General features: G+C 65.6%; 13 protein-coding genes and 1 pseudogene. 7 read left to right on the forward strand and 7 right to left on the reverse strand.

Features of this window, described 5'->3' with window-relative positions; translation table 11 throughout:
- Window positions 1-17: 17 nt before the first annotated feature.
- From fliM to ACEN9P_RS06895, 7 genes are all read left to right on the forward strand, one after another.
- Window positions 18-1,022 (forward strand): flagellar motor switch protein FliM, encoded by a 1,005-nt coding sequence (gene fliM / locus ACEN9P_RS06865; protein WP_477701129.1) that lies wholly within the window; start codon window positions 18-20, stop codon window positions 1,020-1,022.
- Window positions 1,015-1,467 carry a flagellar motor switch protein FliN gene (gene fliN / locus ACEN9P_RS06870; RefSeq protein WP_477714130.1) on the forward strand — a complete coding sequence of 151 codons (453 nt, stop codon included), beginning with the start codon at window positions 1,015-1,017 and terminating at the stop codon, window positions 1,465-1,467. The genes fliM and fliN overlap by 8 nt, the downstream gene beginning before the upstream one ends.
- A complete protein-coding gene (gene fliO, locus ACEN9P_RS06875) occupies window positions 1,464-1,937 on the forward strand; it encodes a flagellar biosynthetic protein FliO (RefSeq protein ID WP_495621478.1) in 474 nt (157 codons plus the stop codon). Before fliN ends, fliO begins: the two co-directional genes overlap by 4 nt.
- A complete protein-coding gene (gene fliP, locus ACEN9P_RS06880) occupies window positions 1,937-2,713 on the forward strand; it encodes a flagellar type III secretion system pore protein FliP (RefSeq protein ID WP_477660929.1) in 777 nt (258 codons plus the stop codon). Before fliO ends, fliP begins: the two co-directional genes overlap by 1 nt.
- A gap of 9 nt (window positions 2,714-2,722) precedes the next feature.
- The gene (fliQ, locus tag ACEN9P_RS06885; protein WP_074577803.1) at window positions 2,723-2,992 is read left to right on the forward strand and encodes a flagellar biosynthesis protein FliQ; all 270 of its coding nucleotides are present in this window, start codon (window positions 2,723-2,725) and stop codon (window positions 2,990-2,992) included.
- Between the two features lie 29 nt (window positions 2,993-3,021).
- Window positions 3,022-3,816: a flagellar biosynthetic protein FliR gene (gene fliR, locus ACEN9P_RS06890; RefSeq protein WP_495621479.1), complete on the forward strand. Its 795-nt coding sequence runs from the start codon at window positions 3,022-3,024 to the stop codon at window positions 3,814-3,816.
- Between the two features lie 134 nt (window positions 3,817-3,950).
- On the forward strand, window positions 3,951-4,403 hold the full coding sequence (locus ACEN9P_RS06895; protein WP_495621480.1) for a hypothetical protein: 453 nt from the start codon (window positions 3,951-3,953) through the stop codon (window positions 4,401-4,403).
- Here the strand turns inward: ACEN9P_RS06895 and flgL are convergent.
- The 7 genes and pseudogenes from flgL to ACEN9P_RS06930 form a co-directional block, all read right to left on the reverse strand.
- Complete coding sequence (gene flgL / locus ACEN9P_RS06900; RefSeq protein WP_495621481.1) at window positions 4,390-5,607, reverse strand: flagellar hook-associated protein FlgL; 1,218 nt, start codon at window positions 5,605-5,607, stop codon at window positions 4,390-4,392. The genes ACEN9P_RS06895 and flgL overlap by 14 nt on opposite strands.
- A 10-nt stretch (window positions 5,608-5,617) precedes the next feature.
- Complete coding sequence (gene flgK, locus ACEN9P_RS06905) at window positions 5,618-7,603, reverse strand: flagellar hook-associated protein FlgK (RefSeq protein WP_495621482.1); 1,986 nt, start codon at window positions 7,601-7,603, stop codon at window positions 5,618-5,620.
- Window positions 7,604-7,949: 346 nt separating this feature from the next.
- Window positions 7,950-8,288 (reverse strand): annotated as a pseudogene (locus tag ACEN9P_RS06910) (methyl-accepting chemotaxis protein); the annotation flags it as partial.
- Window positions 8,289-8,370: 82 nt separating this feature from the next.
- Entirely contained in the window at window positions 8,371-10,095 is a 1,725-nt protein-coding gene (locus tag ACEN9P_RS06915; RefSeq protein WP_495621483.1) for a methyl-accepting chemotaxis protein, read from the reverse strand.
- 55 nt (window positions 10,096-10,150) lie between these two features.
- Window positions 10,151-11,848 (reverse strand): methyl-accepting chemotaxis protein, encoded by a 1,698-nt coding sequence (locus ACEN9P_RS06920; RefSeq protein WP_495621484.1) that lies wholly within the window; start codon window positions 11,846-11,848, stop codon window positions 10,151-10,153.
- A 52-nt stretch (window positions 11,849-11,900) separates the two neighbouring features.
- On the reverse strand, window positions 11,901-12,839 hold the full coding sequence (gene flgJ, locus ACEN9P_RS06925; protein WP_495621485.1) for a flagellar assembly peptidoglycan hydrolase FlgJ: 939 nt from the start codon (window positions 12,837-12,839) through the stop codon (window positions 11,901-11,903).
- 5 nt (window positions 12,840-12,844) lie between these two features.
- A complete protein-coding gene (locus tag ACEN9P_RS06930) occupies window positions 12,845-13,987 on the reverse strand; it encodes a flagellar basal body P-ring protein FlgI (protein ID WP_477660920.1) in 1,143 nt (380 codons plus the stop codon).

Below are 13,987 nucleotides of genomic sequence, written 5' to 3' on the forward strand. Positions count from 1 at the left end.
GCAACCCGAATCCGCCCATGGCTTATGAAGCACAGCTCTCGCAGGACGAGGTCGATGCGCTGCTGCAGGGCGTCACCGGCGACGCCGGCGCGGCGGCCCCGCGGCCGGCCGCGCCCGCCGGCCCGCCGACCTACAAGCTCGGCACGGACGAGCGCATCGTGCGCGGCCGCATGCACACGCTGGAGGTCATCAACGAGCGTTTCGCGCGCCATTTGCGCGGCGCGCTGCTGACCTTCATGCGGCGCAGCGCCGACATCTCGGTCGGCTCGGTGCAGATCCAGAAATACGGCGACTTCATACGCCACCTGCCGGTGCCGGCCAACATCAACCTGATGCACATGAAGCCGCTGCGCGGCACGGCCCTGTTCGTGTTCGACCCCAAGCTGGTCTTCCTGGTCGTGGACAACCTGTTCGGCAGCGACGGCCGCTACCACGTGCGCATCGAGGGGCGCGACTTCACGCAGACCGAGCAGCGCATCATCAAGCGCCTGCTCAACCTCACGCTGGAGAGCTACGGCGGCGCCTGGCAGCCGGTCTACCCGCTGGAGTTCGAATACGTGCGCGCCGAGATGCATGCCAAGCTGGCCAACATCGTCGCGCCCAACGAAGTGGTGGTCAACACCACCTTCCAGATCGAGTTCGGCCCCCTGGGCGGGGCGCTCAACGTCTGCATTCCCTATTCCATGATAGAGCCGATACGCGACCTGCTGGCCAACCCGCTGCAGGACGCGATCGAGATCGACAAGCGCTGGGTCAAGCAGCTGTCGCAGCAGGTGCAGAGCGCCGAGGTCGAGCTGCGCGCCCACTTCCTGACCCTGCAGTCCAGCATAGGCCAGCTGCTCAAGCTGCAGGCCGGCGACGTGCTGCCCGTCGAGATCCCGGACACCATCATCGGCAAGGTCAACGGCGTGCCCGTCATGGAATGCGGCTACGGCACCTCCAACAACCACTATGCCCTGCGCGTGGAAAAAATGATCCACCACCAGGACAGCGACTCCAGCAAGGGAAAAGACCATGAGTGAAGACAGCAAAGCGCAGCCCGCGGCCGAGCTCGACGACTGGGGCAGCGCGCTCGCCGAGCAGGCGCAGTCCAGCGCGCCGGCCGCCGCGCCGGCCCCGGCACCCGCGCCCGCGGCCCCCTCCACCGCGGCCGGCGACCGCGTGTTCCAGCCGCTGCAGGGCAACACCGGCTTCGAGATCGCGCGCGGCGACATAGACCGCGTGCTCGACGTGCCGGTGCAGCTGACCACCGAGCTGGGCCGCACCCGCATCACCATCAAAAGCCTGCTGCAGCTGTCCCAGGGCTCGGTCGTCGAACTCGACGGCCTGGCCGGCCAGCCCATGGACGTATTCATCAACGGCTATTTGATCGCGCAGGGCGAGGTGGTGGTCGTCAACGACAAGTTCGGCATACGCCTGACCGACATCATCACGCCCTCCGAACGCATGCAGAAGCTGAACCGATGAAGCGTGCCTTGTTTCGCGGGCTCACCGCCCTGCTGCTGGCCGGTATCTGCCTGTCGGCCGCCGCGGTGCTGCCCACCGTGCCCACGGCCACCGCCGAGCCGGTGCGCTCCTCTTTCGGCGCCGCCGGCCTGCTGCAGGCCGGCCTGGGCCTGGCTTTTGTCGTCGCGATGATTTTTGGCTGCGCCTGGCTGGCGCGGCGCTTCGGCCTGCAGCAAACCGGCAGCGGCCGCCTGCTGAAAGTCGTCTCCAGTGCCATGGTCGGCCAGCGCGAGCGTGTGGTCGTCGTCGAGGTCGGCGGCCAATGGCTGGTGCTGGGCGTGGCGGCCGGGCAGGTCCGCGCGCTGCACAACATGCCCGCGCAAACAATTCCCGAGGCCGATGCGGCGCCCACCCTGCCAGGCTTTGCCGGCGCCGGTGCATTTTCAAACAAGCTGCTCGAATCCCTGAACAAGCTCAAGAAGCGCGATTGATGAAGCCGAATTTTCCCGGCCTGCGCCGCCGCGCGGGCGCCCTGCTGCCGGCCCTGCTTGTGCTGGCCATCATGCTGCTGCCCGCGCTGGCCTCGGCCCAGGGCCTGCCCGGCATCACCAGCACCAAGGGCCCGGGCGGCAGCCAGACCTGGTCGCTCAGCGTGCAAACACTGGTGCTGCTGACCTCGCTGTCATTCTTGCCGGCGCTGCTGCTGTCCATGACCAGCTTCACCCGCATCCTCATCGTGCTGGGCCTGCTGCGCACGGCCATAGGCACACAGTCCTCGCCGCCCAACCAGGTGCTGGTCGGGCTTTCGCTGTTCCTGACCTTTTTTGTCATGTCGCCGGTCTTCGACAAGGTGCACAGCACCGCCTACAAACCTTTTTCTGAAAACAAGATCAGCGCCGAGCAGGCCCTGGAGCGCGGCGTCGAACCCTTCAAGCAGTTCATGCTCAAGCAGACCCGCGAAGCCGACCTGGCCCTGTTCGCCAGGCTGGCCCATATCGAAAAACTCGAAGGCCCCGAGCAGGTGACGCTGCGCATCCTGCTGCCGGCCTTTGTGATCAGCGAACTCAAGACCGCCTTCCAGATCGGCTTCACCATCTTTATCCCCTTCCTCATCGTCGACCTGGTCGTCGCGAGTGTGCTGATGTCCATGGGCATGATGATGGTGCCGCCGGCCACCATCTCGCTGCCCTTCAAGCTCATGCTGTTTGTGCTGGTCGACGGCTGGCAGCTGCTGATAGGCGCGCTGGCGCAAAGCTTCTACCTTTAGGGGGCACCGATGACACCCGAATCCGTCATGGCGCTGGGCTATGAGGCCATGAAGCTCTCCCTGCTGCTGGGCGCGCCGCTGCTGCTGGTGGCCCTGGTCACCGGCCTGCTGATCAGCCTGTTCCAGGCGGCCACCCAGATCAATGAAATGACGCTGTCCTTTATCCCCAAGCTGCTGGCCGTCTTTGCCACTCTGGTGATCGCCGGGCCCTGGATGCTGGGCCTGGTGCTGGATTACATGCGCAACCTGTTCTCCTCCATCCCGCAGCTGGTGGGCTGAGGCCGACACGCGTCGGACAAGAAGAGAACATGCAGCCGGTTTTTTCGGCCACCTCGGGCCAGCTCAATCTCTGGCTGGTGTTTTTTTTATGGCCTTTTGTGCGCATGCTGGCCCTGGTCAGCACCGCCCCCATCTTCAGCGAACACGCCGTACCGCGCCGCGCCAAGGTCGCCCTGGCCGCGCTGCTGGCCGTCGTCGTCGCGCCCACGCTGGACGCCATGCCGGCCGTGCCCCTGGTCTCCGCGGCCGGCTTCTGGATTTTGGTCCAGCAAATCCTGATAGGCGCGGCCATGGGTTTTTCCATGCGCATGGTCTTCGCGGCCGTGCAGGCCGCCGGTGAATACGCGGGCCTGCAAATGGGTTTGTCCTTCGCGTCCTTCTTCGACCCCACCAGCGGCGGCAACACCATGGTCGTCGCGCGCCTGCTCAACGTCATGGCCATGCTGATCTTTCTCGCGGTCGACGGCCATTTGATGCTGGTCATGGTGCTGGCCGAAAGCTTCCAGGCCTTGCCGATTTCCGACGCACCGCTGGCGGCCGGCGGCTGGTTTCTGCTGGCCAATGCCGGCGGCGAGATCTTCGCCGGTGGCCTGATGCTGGCCCTGCCGCTCATCGCCACCCTGCTGACCCTCAACCTCGCCATGGGCATCCTGAACCGTGTCTCACCGCAGTTCAGCATTTTTGCGGTCGGCTTCCCCATCACCCTGCTGGCCGGCATCGCCATGCTGCAGCTGCTGATGCAATACCTCGCGCCTTTCCTGGAGCCGCGCTTTGCGGCGGCGTTTGCGGGGACGCTGGGGGTTTTGCAGGGGTTGCGGCAGTAGGGCCATTACCGGCCCTCTCTTGCTGTCTTCCGTTTTTTTTCGAGAGACTTCCTTCTGGCCACGAGCCGTGTGAACCTCCTTTATGCTGAGAACCTGTGGAAACGCGGGAACGACACAGCCAAGGGGCTTACAGCATGAGTTTTCGAAACAAGATTTTTCTTACCAACGCCATCACTGCACTCCTGTTGCTTTCGCATGTCGAATCATCGATAGCGAAGCCAGCAACGGCAGACGCTACAGCCAAATCGGCTTGTGTTTTTTCAGACGATGCTCAGCAAAAAGCGCGAAGGCTTGTGGAGCGCACCGACGAGTACAGGACCGTTCAACGCGAGGCAAAGCAGGCAGATCCGGTGGGCCGCGTCGCCTACATCGACGGCATGGATCAACCGGTGTTATGGAAAGGCAGATGCCATCAGAGCGTGACGGTCTATGTCGACAGGCTGAACCGTTTTGAACGCCGATTCACCATGTTGGTAGACCTGGGAGCAGGCAAGCTGTTCCTGGAAGATATCAATGGCGAGTACCAGGCGCTGAAGAAGCCAGTGCCTGGCCGGGCCAAACCGGTTGCCCGCCCTACAGGTAGTTAAACAAGGCAATCTGCTGGATCCGCACAAAGGTCTGCTGGCTGGCCTGGAGCGCAGTCTGGCGCTGGTAGAACTCGGCGATCGCGCTGGCGTAGTCCAGGTCCTGCAGGTCTGACAAATAACTTTTGTCGTAGAGGGCGCGGCTGTCGCCGGTATCGCCCAGGGCGTCGAGTTCCTGCAGGCGGGTGCCGACAGAGGCGCGCACCGTGAGCACGTTGTCGTGGGCGTTGGTGATTTTGCGGTTGGCGGTGCTCAGGGCGTTGAGCAGCTTGGACTGCGCGGCCGGGCCGGCGCCGTTGACCGGGGCGCGCAGCGCGGTGATGGCGTCGCTGATGGCGGCGAAGACGTCGGTGCCGGCATTTTTGGCGGTGGCCACATGGAAGCTGTCGCCGGCCGCGGGCGCGCCGGTGATGCTGAGCTGCAGGCCGCCGAACTGGATGGGGCTGCCGGGCGTGAAGGTGGTGGAAGGCACGATGGCGACCGGCGGCAGCGTGTTGGTGTCGACCTGGTAGGTGGTCGGCGTGGTGAAGGTGATGACGAAGTCTTTTCCGTAGTTGGGGTCGGCGATATTGGTCACCGAGGTCGCGCCGAACACGCCGCTGCCGGTGTTGCCGGCCTGGGCCTGGGTGACATAACCCGCGCCGCCCTGCACGCTCTGGAAAATGCTGCGGCCGTCGTCACTGCCGGCCATCTGGCGCGACACGTCGACCTGCATCAGGCGCTGGCCCTGGTCGCCGGCATAAAGAATGCTGCCGTCGGGCTGTTTCACAAAAGGCGGGCTGCCCGTCTTGAAGCCGGCAAACAAGAACTGGCCGTTGCCGTCGTCGGTGTTGGCCAGGCCCTGCAACTGGTCAAACGCGCTTTGCAAGGTGGTGGCCAGGGTGGCGCGGTCGGCGTCGGTCATGGTGCCGTTGCCGGCCTCGACCAGCAGGCTTTTGACGTTCTGCAGCACGGTGGTCACGCTTTGCAGGGAGTTTTCTTCGAGCGAGAGCATCTGCCCGGCCTGCTTGCGGCTGGTGGCGTACTGCGAGTTCAGCGCGATGGACTGCGAGACCGCCAGCGCGCGCGTGGCGCCCAGCGGGTCGTCCGAGGGCGCGAGGATTTTGGTCATGGCGCCGATCTGCTGCTGCACGCGCAGCAGGCTGCTTTGCTGCGAGCCCATGGCGCTCTGGCTCTGTTCATAAAAAGACTGGGTGCTGATACGCATCATGGGCTCCTTAGTTGATCCCGAGGACCGCGTCAAACATGGTCGATGCCGTCTGTATGACCTTGGCATTGGCCTGGTACATCTGCTGGAACATCAGCAGGTTGGCGGTTTCCTCGTCCTGGTTGACGCCCGAGACCGACTGCTGGGCCGAGCGTATCTGCGTGGCCAGGCTGGTCTGCGCCGTGCCGGCGATCTGGATCTGCCTGGCCTTGTTGCCGACGCTGCTGACCAGCTGCGCGTAGGAATCGTTAAAGCTGGCCGTGCCGCCGCCCATGGTTTTTTTGTTCTGCAGCGCGCCCAGCAGCAGCGCGTTGCTGCCGTCGGAGATGCCGCCGGTGTTTTTGTCCACGGTAAAGCTGTCGCCGTTGGCCGGCGTGCCGCTGATCGTGACGCTGATGCCGTTAAAACTCAGGGTCGCGCCCGGTGTGTAGCTGACGGAGGCGCCGGGCGCATAGGGGCTGGCCGGGTCGGGCGTACCGTCGGCGCGCGTCACGGTCACGGCCGCGCCGGCCGGGAAGCCCGACAGCTGGTTGGTGGCCGCGTCGTAAGTGAGCGTCACCTTCGCGGCCAGCGGCGTGGCGGGGTAGGCCGCATCCACCTTGCCGGCGCTGATCTTGCCGCTGCCCTGGTTGGCGGCCGTGTTGCCGGTCACGATGGGCGAAGCCGCCGCGATCTTGGCCGGGTCGCTGACCAGCACCGTGAGGTCGCGCGCGCCGGTGCGCGTGGGCTGGATCAAAAACGAATCGCCGGGCGCGCCGGCGCCGCTGGCCAAGGTCAGCGTGACGCCGTCAAAGCTCGTGGTGTTGGCGGGCGCGGCGCCCGGGAAACCCGCGGTCATCGGTATCACCTGGTTGTCCGACAGGCGGGTCAGCGTGTAGCTGGGGCCGGCGCCCACGTCCAGGCGGTAGTCGCTGGTGCTCAGCTGGCTGGTGTTGGAAAACGAGGGCGTGAGCACCAGGTTGCCGGTGTTGCGGCTGTTGGCCAGCAGGCCGGGACTGGCCTGCGAGAAGAAGTCGCCGCCCAGCGCGCCGTTCAGGTCTATGCCCAGTTTGTGCTGGGCATTGAAGGCGTCCGACAGCGCGATCGCGATACGGCCCAGCGCGTTCTGCGCGGGGGCCAGGGTTTCGTTGCGGAACTGCATCAACCCACCCAGGGCGCCGCCGCTGAGCATGCTGTCCGGCATCTGCACCGCCATGCCGGCCGCATTGACCACCGCGACGGCCGTGCGGCTGGGGTCGGCCGCCGAGCGTACCGCCGCAAGCTTGTTGGCGCTGTCGCCCAGCACCAGGGACTGGCCGTTGCCAATGGTGATGTTGTACTGGCCGCCGTCCTGCACCACCAGCTTGGTGCCCACCAGCAGCCCGAGCTGGTTGACGAGCTGGTCGCGCTGGTCCAGCAGGTCGTTGGGGGCCTGGCCGCCCGAAGCATTGCTGAGCAGGGCCACCTGTTTGTTGAGGCTGGCGATCTGCTCGGCATAGCTGTTGATCTGGTCGACGGTGCCCGAGATCTGGTCGTTGGTCGTCTTGTTCAGGCCGCTCAGGTACTGGTCCATGGAGCGGAACTGGTTGGCCGCGGCCTGGGCGGAGCTGATCAGCTGCTGGCGCGCGGCCGGGTCGGCCGGCGTGTTGGCCACCGCCTGGATGTTGGTGAACAACGACTGCAGCTGGGGCGCCAGGCCGGCTTTCTGGTTGGCCAGCAGGTTGTCGATCTGGCTGATCTGCGTGTAGTAGGTCGTGAGCGACTGGTTCAGCGACTGCGCCTGGTTGAGCTGCGAGGCCAGGTAGGCGTCGTAGCTGCGGGTCACGTCGACCACCTTGGCGCCGCTGCCGAAGAAGCCGACGCTGGCACGGTACACGCCGCCGGCGGTTGCGACCTGCGCGGACTGGCGGCTGTAGCCGGGCGTGTTGACGTTGGCGGTGTTGTGGCCGGTGGTCACCAGCGCGGCCTGGGCAGCGTTAAGGCCGCTCAGCCCGGTGTAAAACATGCTATTGGACATAAATCGGGTCTTTCACGGGGCGCTCCCCTGGGGAGTGCCGGCACACACTAGATATATAGAGAGATAACGGCCTGGGCCTGGGGAACTTGAGAGTGAGCTCAAGCACATCCCGGTTTTCTGCGGGTACGGCCCGCGAACCGACTGTTCAGAGCTGTTCACAAAACCCAGCGAAGCGGTCCTGGCTAGGCGCGCCGCCGCAGACAGTGCACCAGCACGGCAAGGCGGCGCAACAACGCCAGGAGGGTTTTTGAACGGCTCCGGCTCAAGCCGTCAGCGAGCGCTGCCAGCGTTTCGCGCGTTCCTCAAACCGCTGCCGGCGCTCTTCCTCGGCCTGGCCGGCCTTGTAGACGGAGTCGCCAATCAGGCCCTTGATTTCCCGGACCGCCGCCGCGCTGCGCTGGGCCAGGCTTTTGACTTCGGCGGCCATCAAGGCAAAACCCCGGGCCTGCTCGCCGGCATGGGCCGCTTCGGCCGCGGCGTGGGCCAGGGAGCGGGTGCGCAGCGCGATGCCGTCGATCATGCCTATGATGTCGGCGACTTTTTCGGCCGGCAGCGGGCCGGCGGCCAGGCCCGGGCAGTCCAGGGTGGAGGCCGGCGATTTTTCTTCAATCGTCGATACAGGATGGCTGGTGGTCGTGTGCATGCGCACTCCTTGAAAATCAATGGTGTCGGCTTGCAAGGCCATGCCCGCGGCACGCCTCGCCCCTGCTTATCGGCCGGCTGCGGCAAAACTTGAGCAATTTGCCACGCCGCGCCGGCTCTTTTTCTTAGAAAGTCTCCCAGCTGCCGCCACCCGCGCCGGCCGCCAGCGGCGGCGCGATGGCCTGGCGGGCCTGGGGCGGCTGTTTCGGTGTCGCCACCGATCGAACCGGGCTGGCCGGGCGGCGCGGCGTGGGCTGCTGCTGTGGCATATCGCCCCCTTGCAGCTTGAACACGCTGACCGCGTCCGACAGGCCGCCGGCCTGCTCCTGCAGCGACGAAGCCGCGGCGGCCGCCTGCTCAACGAGGGCCGCATTCTGCTGCGTGACCTGGTCCATCTGGGTAATGGCCTGGTTGATCTGTTCGATGCCGGAGGTCTGCTCCTGGCTGGCCGCCGTGATCTCGGCCATGATGTCGGTCACCCTCTTCACGCTGTCAACGATCTCGTCCATGGTCTTGCCGGCCTCGGCCACCTGGCTGCTGCCCTCCTCGACCTTGCTCACCGAATCATCGATCAGGGTCTTGATTTCCTTGGCCGCTGCCGCGCTGCGCTGGGCCAGGTTGCGCACTTCGGCGGCCACGACCGCAAAGCCCCGGCCCTGCTCGCCGGCACGCGCCGCTTCCACCGCCGCGTTCAAGGCCAAGATATTGGTCTGGAAGGCGATGCCGTCGATCACACCGATGATGTCAACAATCTTGCGCGAAGAGGCATTGATCGCACCCATGGTGCCCACCACCTCGGCGACCACGCTGCCGCCCTTGACCGCGACGCTGGACGCGGAGACCGCCAGCTGGTTGGCCTGGCGCGCGTTGTCGGCATTCTGTTTGACGGTGCCCGTGAGCTCCTCCATCGAGGCCGCCGTCTCTTCGAGCGAGCTCGCCTGCTGTTCGGTGCGTGATGACAAATCATGGTTGCCGGCCGCGATCTCGCTGCTGGCCGTCGCGATGGTGCCGCTGGCCTGGCGGATCTGGCTGATCACACGCGCCAGCTCCTGCTGCATCTTGTGGATGGCATACAGCAGGCTGCGGCTGTCGCCCTTGCGCAGCGCCACATGCACCGTCAGGTCGCCCTGGGCCACGCGGTCCACAACGGTCGCGGCATAAGCCGGCTCGCCGCCTATCTGCTGGCCCAGCATGCGCGCCATCACCACGCCCAGGCCCACGCTGGCCGCGATGCCGCCCAGCACCAGCACCACCATGGCCAGGCGCGAGTTGCGGTAGGTGGCGGCCACATGCTCCATGCTGGCCTTGGCCTGCCCATCGCTGTAGGCCACCATCTGCTGCAGGATGTCCTCAACCACACGTGATTCCTTGAGCAGCACGGCGCTGTCCTCGGCCACCTTGCCGTCGTACTGCGAGGAGTCCAGCGACTGCTTCATCAGCAGGACCACAAAGTCGTTCATCCGCTGCTTGAGCTGCGGCATTTTGGCGGCGTACTGCTGGTACAGCGCCAGGCCCTTGGCTTCGTCTTCGAGCAGCGGCTTGACCTCGGCCATGCGGTCCTCAATGCCTTGCAGGGCCGCCCCTATGTCTTTTTTGCCGGTGTTGCGCTCGCCCATGGACGAGGCCGACAGCAAACCCAGCTGCGCCCGGCTGGCGTAGACCAGGTGGATATTCGCCTCCTGCACGCCCTTGAGCGCGAGCACCTCCTGGTTGTAGAGGTTCTCGGTGGCGGCGCTGATGCGGCCCATGTGGAAAATGCCCAGCCCGCCGATGATGGCGCCTATGGCCGCCACGATCAGAAAGCTGCCGACCAGTTTGGTCATGACACGAAGTTGATGAAACCATTGCATATTTTTATTCCTTGTAGGGTCGCGGATGCCCGCGCCGGATTAACTCAACTCAAAACTAAAGCGTCTCCCAGTCATCGCCTGCCAGGGCGATCTCCTTTTTCGTTGCGGGCTTGCGGCCGGGCGAGGCGATGGCCTGCCGGGCCGGGGGTGGTTGTCTGTGCGCCGCGGCCGGCCCCATGGCCTGGGCGGGCCGCTGCACGGCATAGTCGTCTTCAAGCTTGAACACGCTGACCGCGTCCGACAGGACATGGGCCTGCTCCTGTAGCGAAGAGGCCGCTGCGGCCGCCTGCTCAACGAGTGCCGCGTTCTGCTGCGTGACCTGGTCCATCTGCGTGATGGCCTGGTTGATCTGTTCTATGCCCGAGGTCTGTTCCTGGCTGGCCGCGGCGATCTCGGCCATGATGTCGGTCACCCTCTTCACGCTGTCAACGATCTCGTCCATGGTCTTGCCGGCTTCGGCCACCTGTTTGCTGCCTTCCTCGACCTTGTCGACCGAGTCGCCTATCAGCACCTTGATCTCCTTGGCGGCGCCGGCGCTGCGTTGCGCCAGGCTTCTGACCTCGGCCGCGACCACCGCAAAACCCCGGCCCTGTTCACCGGCACGCGCCGCTTCCACGGCAGCATTCAAGGCCAGGATATTGGTCTGGAAGGCGATCCCATCAATCACACCAATGATGTCGACAATCTTGCGCGAGGATGCATTGATCGCGCCCATGGTGTCCACCACCTCGGCCACCACGCTGCCGCCCTTGACGGCGACGCTGGAAGCCGACACGGCCAGCTGGTTGGCCTGGCGCGCGTTGTCGGCATTCTGTTTGACGGTGGAAGTCAGCTCTTCCATGGACGCTGCCGTCTCTTCGAGCGAACTCGCCTGCTGCTCGGTGCGTGATGAGAGGTCATGGTTGCCGGATGCGATCTGGCTGCTGGCCGTTGCAATCGTGTCCGTGCCGCTGCGCACATTGCCGACAATGCCCACCAGGCTGTCGTTCATGTTCTTGAGGGCCCGCATCAGCTGGCCGGTCTCGTCGCTGCTGTTCACCACGATGCGGCTGGTCAGGTCCCCGGCCGCCACGGTTTCGGCCACCTTGAGGGCCCGGCTCAAAGGCCGGGTGATGCCCAGCGTGAGCCACCAGGACAGCAGGCCGCCCAGCGCCAGGGCAACGGCGGCCATGGCGGCCAGGCTGAGCCGGCTGGAACGGTACAGCAGGTCTATGCCGCTGACGGTGCTGTCGATGTTGGCCTTCTGGAAAGACAGCATGGCGCGTATGCTCGCGTCGTAAGCGTCCAGCGCCGGCACCAGCTGCTTGTCGACCAGTTCCAGCGCCTGCTCCGCCCGGCCTTCGTCTTTCAGGTTGAGCGCCTGCGCGCGCAGGCCGACGTAGGCCGCGCGTTTGGCCAGGCTGTCTTCGTAAATCTTTTTTTCCTCTGGCGTGTCCAGCATGGCCAGCAGCTTTCCCGAGGTCTCGGTGATGGTGAGGCTGGTCCTGGCGATGGCCTTCTGGAAATATTGCTGGTCCTGCGCATCGGTGGTCTTGACCAACGCGAAAGTGCGCACGCTGTTGGTGCTGGTGGCCACCAGCCAGTCGGCCGCGAGCCGCTCCTTGACGAGGGCGCGCTCGGCCATGTCGCTGGTCGCATGGCCCACGCTTTGCAGCCGCCAGATGCCCAAGGCAGCGATGGCGGTCAGGAACAGCAGCACGAGCGCGAAGCCCAGGCCTAGGCGCGTGCCGATTTTGAAATTACGGATCATCATGAAAAAACTCTTGGATGTGGGGTGCTTGTTTTGATCGGCGGCCTGGTGCTGCTCAGGCGCTCATCTGCCGCATGATGCGCACCAGTTTTCCGCCGTACTCGGGATCGGTTGCGTAACCGGCGCGCTGCAGGCCGTGCGCGGCCTCGGCCGGGTCGCGTGCGGCCAGCACGCCGGAGTAGCGTGGGTTGTTCGCGAGGAATTTCGCGTAGTCGGCGAAGGCCTCGTCGTAAGAGCCATAGGCACGGAAGGCGGCCCGGGTTTTCTGCGGCACGCCGTTGAGGTATTCGGTGGTGGCGCTTTCGGCCACGGCGCCCTTCCAGCTTCGGTCGGCCTTGATGCCGAAGACGTTGAAGCTGCTGCTGCCGTCTTCCTTGCGGATTTCGCGTTTGCCCCAGCCGGACTCCAGCGCCGCCTGCGCCAGGATCAGCTGCGCGGGCACGCCGCTGGCTTCGCTGGCGCGCTGCGCGGCCGGCAGCAGGCGTGAGACAAAAGCCTCGACATGGGCCTGCGGCAATGCGCTTCGGCTCAGGGTTGCCTGCGCCGTGGCTTCTTCATACAACGACAGGTCGGGCGCGCGGCCCAGGGGAACAGCCGGCGTTGGAAGCGGCAGCGGAACAGCTTTGGGCTCCGCCACGGCGGCCTCGCCGCCCGCCATGCGGCTGAGCTGCGCATACATGGCATCGGCCAGGCCCAGGCCGCGGCCCGACAGGTTTTGCGCGAGCTGCTGGTCCAGCATGGAGGTGTACATTTTTTCGGACTGGCTGCCGAACAGGCCCTCCGAGGGTGTGGCTTCGCGCATGCTCTTGAGCACCATGCTCATGAACATCACTTCAAACTGTTTCGAGGCCTGCCGCATGCCTTCCTGCGGCGAACTGCGCGCCGTGCGGCGCAGCTCGTCCACGCCCTGCACGTCCAGCGACAGGCGCTGGTCGAGCACGCCGGCGGCCGGGGTGTTGAAACCGCTGGTACCGGAGACCGAGGTATTGCTCATGTGGCCTAGATGATTTCAAGTTCGGCGCGCAGCGCGCCCACAGCCTTCATGGCCTGCAGGATGGAGACCAGGTCCTGCGGATTCGCGCCCAGGGCATTGAGGCCCTTGATCACCTCGGCCAGCGAAGCCCCGCCCTTGACGACCTGCAGCGCGCCGCCGCCCTGGCTCAGCTCGATCTGCGAGCGCTGGGTGGCCACCGTGTTGCCGCCGGAGAACGCGCCGGGCTGGCTGATCACCGGGTCGGTATTGATCACCACCGACAGGCTGCCATGCGCCACCGCGCAGTCGTTGATGCGCACCGCCTGGTTCATCACCACCGAGCCGGTGCGCGCATTGATGACCACCCTGGCCACGGCCTGCGAGGGATTCACGTCGATGTCCTCGATGCGGGCCAGGAAACCGACACGCTCCTCGGGCCGGGCCGGCGCGTTGACCTGGATCACACGCGCGTCCAGCGCCTGCGCCGTGCCGGGGCCGAAGCTGCGGTTGATCGCATCCACGGCTTTTTGCGCGGTGCCGAAATCGGTCTTGTTGAGTTCAATCGTCAGCGTGCCGTCGCCGCCCAGCGGGGACTCCACCGCGCGCTCAACAATCGCGCCGGCCGGGATGCGGCCCGAACTGAGCTGGTTGACCTTGACCTGGGTGCCGCTGGCCGAGGCACCCGCGCCGCCCACCACCATATTGCCCTGCGCGAGCGCGTAGACCTGGCCGTCGGCGCCCTTGAGCGGCGTCATCAGCAAGGTGCCGCCGCGCAGGCTTTTGGCATTGCCCAGCGACGAGACCGTGACATCTATGGCCTGGCCGGGCCGCGCAAACGGCGGCAGCACGGCGGTCACCATCACGGCCGCCACGTTCTTGAGCTGCATATTGGTGCCGGGCGGCACCGTCACGCCGAGCTGGCCCAGCATGTTGTTGAGGCTTTGTGTGGTGAAAGGCGTCTGCATGGTCTGGTCGCCGCTGCCGTCCAGGCCCACCATGAGGCCGTAGCCGATCAGCGGGTTGTCGCGCACGCCCTGGATGCTGGCCAGGTCCTTGATGCGCTCGGCTTGCACCGGCAGCACCGGCAAGGCGATCAGGGCCGGCAGCAGCAGGCACAGCCTGAGCGCCCGGGCGCCCGCAAAGGTGAAATGAGGCAGGGAGTGCGGCAT

The organism is Polaromonas sp. Polasp52 (assembly GCF_059491565.1).